The 4,225-nt window shown below is 50.0% G+C and carries 2 protein-coding genes; one reads left to right on the forward strand and one right to left on the reverse strand.

Translation table 11 applies throughout. The annotated features are described in order from the left end of the window. Positions 1–58 precede the first annotated feature (58 nt). Positions 59–1,192, reverse strand: a complete 1,134-nt coding sequence (locus tag QT974_RS31905) for a succinylglutamate desuccinylase/aspartoacylase domain-containing protein (protein WP_333472382.1) — start codon at positions 1,190–1,192, stop codon at positions 59–61. A gap of 245 nt (positions 1,193–1,437) precedes the next feature. Between QT974_RS31905 and QT974_RS31910 the strand changes: the two genes are divergently transcribed. Continuing rightward, complete coding sequence (locus QT974_RS31910) at positions 1,438–4,176, forward strand: DEAD/DEAH box helicase (protein WP_333472383.1); 2,739 nt, start codon at positions 1,438–1,440, stop codon at positions 4,174–4,176. Positions 4,177–4,225 lie beyond the last annotated feature (49 nt).

Below are 4,225 nucleotides of genomic sequence, written 5' to 3' on the forward strand. Positions count from 1 at the left end.
GAATGCGAGTCCTTCTATGATGCGGACTCGCATTCCGAACGATCGAACCAAGACAATATCAATCTACCATCACAGATAACACATATTCTCCTTGATTTACCGAGTGATTTGTGGAAACATCAAAAACAAAAACATCCGACTCCGCACTAACCTCAACTAAACTCGGAAGTTCCCCATTCTTGTTAAAACTCAGAATTTGATAAAGCCGATCGCCCTTTTTGACAAAACTCCCCAACTGCACTCGGTTTTGAATCATCCCGCCCGCCGGAGCATAATATTTCTTGACAGAATTCTTGGGAGTCAAAATCATGGGGTGCGCCGCCGTTTCCGGGAGGGGAAATCCTTCTATCTTCAACAAACCCTTAGTTGCTAAGTAATTTTTGATTCCCCGCAAACCTTTTGCTACAGACTCGGGATTCATCTGCATCCCCGAGCCTAATTCTAAAGTCCAAGCTTCGACATCAAATACGATCGCGCTTCCCAACTCGGTTAAACTCTTTTCCAGCGCCAGCCAAGGCTTGAGAAACGCCTCGTCAAAAGCATCGCCGTCGTACTCGTCGAACAAGATTCCGCGATCGAGCAAAAAAGCCTTCGCACTTTCGGAGCGGGAACTAAAACAGTAAATGTAATCTACAGCTTGATTCGTAGAACTGTGCAAGTCCAGGACGTAATCAGCATCCAAACACAAAGATTGTAGCTGGTAGCGGTAAATTTCACTGTAGGGCCGGCAACTAGGAGCATTAATTCTTGCCAACTGTTTCGCAAAACTCCAAGCAATCTCTTTTCTGTACTTGTATTTGATCGTATCAGCATCGAGATTGATGTGAGATTTGGCAAAAGCCTGAATATCTTCGCCCTCTTTTTCAAAATCCCAAAAAATACGGTTCCAATCTTCCCCATCATAATGATTGTACCGGCCAGGGGAGAAATGGTGCGATCGCTGGCTGACACCGACAGGATTGCAAACCGGTACCAGCAAAATTTCCCCAATTAACTGATTGCTGTCTTGGGACATTAAAAACTCAATTAATTGATGAATTACAGCATTGCCGCTAATCTCCGCGCCGTGGAGGTTAGACTGTATGTAAGCCTTTTTGCCGGGAATGGCACCTCGAAACTGATACACTTGTAGCGAAAGCCGATCGCCAGAAGCAAGCTGCACCACAGGAATAGTCGAAATAACAGGAATCATAGACAGGATAATTGGGAATTGGGGAATGGGGAATGGGGAATCGGGGAATGGGGAATGGGAATGGGGCACTGGTAGCAAATAACCAATAACTCATAACCAATAACCAATAACCAATAACCAATAACTAATCACTTCTTCTTTCATAGCCGATCGGCGGGCGTTGGTCTAAAATCAATACAGTCCTCTGCTGCCTTGCTTTCGGCAAGATTGAAGCATACCTACCCTGAAACCTCATAATAATCCTTGTGTCAGAAACTTCCCAGAACCGCCCAGCGCTGGATCTGAAGACCATATTTCCATTCGAGCTAGATAACTTTCAGAGAGACGCGATCGCCGCCCTCGATGCAGGTAAATCCGTTGTCGTGTGCGCTCCCACGGGCTCAGGGAAAACGTTAATCGGCGAATACGCCATCCATCAAGCACTCTCCCGGGGGCGGCGCGTCTTCTATACCACTCCCCTCAAAGCTCTCTCCAACCAAAAACTGCGCGACTTCCGCACTCAATTTGGGGACGAGATGGTAGGTTTGCTCACGGGCGACATCTCCTTCAATCGAGATGCGCCGATTTTGGTGATGACTACCGAAATTTTTCGGAATATGCTCTACGGTACGCCGATCGGCGCTGTCGGTGCTTCCCTCACCGGAGTCGAAACTGTGGTGCTCGACGAGTGTCACTACATGAACGATCGCCAGCGCGGTACAGTCTGGGAAGAATCGATCATCTACTGTTCCAGTGAAATTCAACTCCTCGCCCTTTCAGCAACCGTCGCTAACAGCGCCCAACTTACAGACTGGATCGACAAAGTTCACGGGCCTACAGAGCTTGTATACTCAGACTTTCGGCCAGTGCCGCTGCAATTCCACTTCGCCAATCAAAAAGGGATATTTCCCCTGCTAGACGAAACCGGCAAAAGAGCTAATGTGCGGTTAGTCCCCAAAAAGAAGCAGCAAAAAGCAGAAAGAGGTAGCATTCCCACCCCGAGTTTGACCGAGGTTTTGTCCCGGTTGGACGATCGAGATATGCTACCAGCAATCTACTTCATCTTCAGCCGTCGTGGGTGCGACCAAGCAGTAGCAGAAGTCAGCAATTTCTCCCTCGTTAACGAAGCCGAAGCAGCCGAACTCAAACGCATCATTGACGATTTTTTACAGCGCAACCCTGAAGCAGAACGCTTCGGTCAAAAAGAAGCACTTTTAAAAGGTATCGCCGCCCACCACGCAGGCATTTTGCCCGCTTGGAAAGGTTTAGTAGAAGAACTCTTTGGCAGAGGTTTGATTAAAGTCGTATTTGCCACCGAAACCCTCGCAGCCGGGATTAATATGCCCGCCCGCACCACAGTCATTTCCACCCTGTCCAAGCGTACCGACAAGGGACACCGACTGCTAAACGCTTCAGAATTCCTGCAAATGGCCGGTCGGGCAGGTCGCCGGGGTATGGACGAGCTCGGGCACGTGGTCGCAGTTCAGACACGCTTTGAAGGCGCAAAAGAAGCCTCTTATTTGGCAACAGCCAAAGCCGACCCCCTCGCCAGTCAGTTTACCCCCAGCTACGGCATGGTGCTGAATTTACTGCAAACTCACACTCTTGAAGAAGCTCAAGAGTTGGTAGAGCGCAGTTTTGGTCAATATCTCTCCACTTTGTACTTGCAGCCGCAGCAAGCAGAGTTAGACAGGTTGCAAGCAGAATTGGCAGTGCTCGAAGAGTCCCTGGCCGCCGGAGGTGATGTCTCTACCCTGGAAAAACAACTCGCACATTACGAAAAATTGCAGGGAAGGCTCAAAGAAGACAAACGTCTGCTCAAAACTTTATTACAGCAAGCTGAAGAAGCACGAATTAAAGAGATGTCCGTGGCTGTGGCTTTTGCAGTCCTCGGTACGGTTCTGAGTCTCAAGGGCAAACACGTTCCCACAGCTAAACGATCGCACACAACCCCCATACCCGCCGTACTGGTTGCCAAAATCCCAGGTTCGGGCCAAGCACCAAATTTGGTGTGCTTGGGTAAAGATAACCGCTGGTATGTCGTCGCCATTAGCGATGTCGCCAGTCTACACGCCCAACTTCGCCGCTTGAGCGTCGCAGATACCCTGAGCCCGCCGGAGGCAATGACCGTGAGACTCGGCCAGTGCCGCTTGGGAACAGAGGAAACTGTTGCTGTTGCTCAATCGATCCCAGAATTGCCCGCACCCGAACCGAGCCCGGAGGCGATCGAACAACAGCAGAAAATCGAGGCCCAAGAAGCTAAACTAGAAATTCACCCAGTTCTAGAATGGGGCAATCCCGGTACTTTGCTCAAGCGCCAGCGCCGCCGCGAAGAATTGAAAAAAGAAATCCGCAAAGCCGAACAAGACTTAGAAAAGCAGCGAGCTCGCTACTGGGAGCAATTTCTCAACTTAATTGACATCTTGCTAAATTTCGGCTGCTTGGAAAGAGTAGTTTCAGCCGATGGAAACCGAGATGATTCGTCCGACAGGTTGGTACCCACAATCTTGGGCCAAGCTTGCGCCGCCATTCGCGGCGATAACGAACTCTGGCTGGGTCTGTCTCTGATGTCTGCTGAATTTGACGAACTCGACCCCCACCACCTCGCTGCTGCTTGCGCGGCCTTGGTGACAGAAGTTTCTAGGCCCGACAGTTGGACTCATTACTCGCTGTCGCCGGAAGTTTTGGCGCCTTTGGACAATCTGCAAAAAGGCCTGCGCCGCCGCTTGTTTCAAGTGCAGTACCGCCACGAAGCTGCGATCCCGATTTGGCTGGAACGCGACTTAGTGACTTTGGTGGAACAGTGGGCTCTGGGCGTGGAATGGTTGGAACTGATTAGCCATACCAGTCTGGATGAAGGCGATGTGGTGCGGATTTTGCGCCGGACTTTGGATTTCTTGTCTCAAATTCCTCACGTTCCTCACGTGGCTGATTCTTTGCGCAGAAATGCTTGTCGGGCGATGCAGTTGATCGATCGATTCCCGGTAAATGAAGCTGCGAGTTGACAGTTGACAGTTGACAGTTGACAGTTGACAGTTGACAGTTGACAGTTGA

Origin of the sequence: Microcoleus sp. BM001215392 (assembly GCF_036700185.1) — a bacterium.
GTDB lineage: Bacteria > Cyanobacteriota > Cyanobacteriia > Cyanobacteriales > Microcoleaceae > Microcoleus.

What these genes read in the sequence shown, in the direction of transcription:
- QT974_RS31905 (WP_333472382.1), bottom strand. Translation starts at nt 1,192, where the DNA reads ATGATTCCTGTTATTTCGACTATTCCTGTGGTGCAGCTTGCTTCTGGC.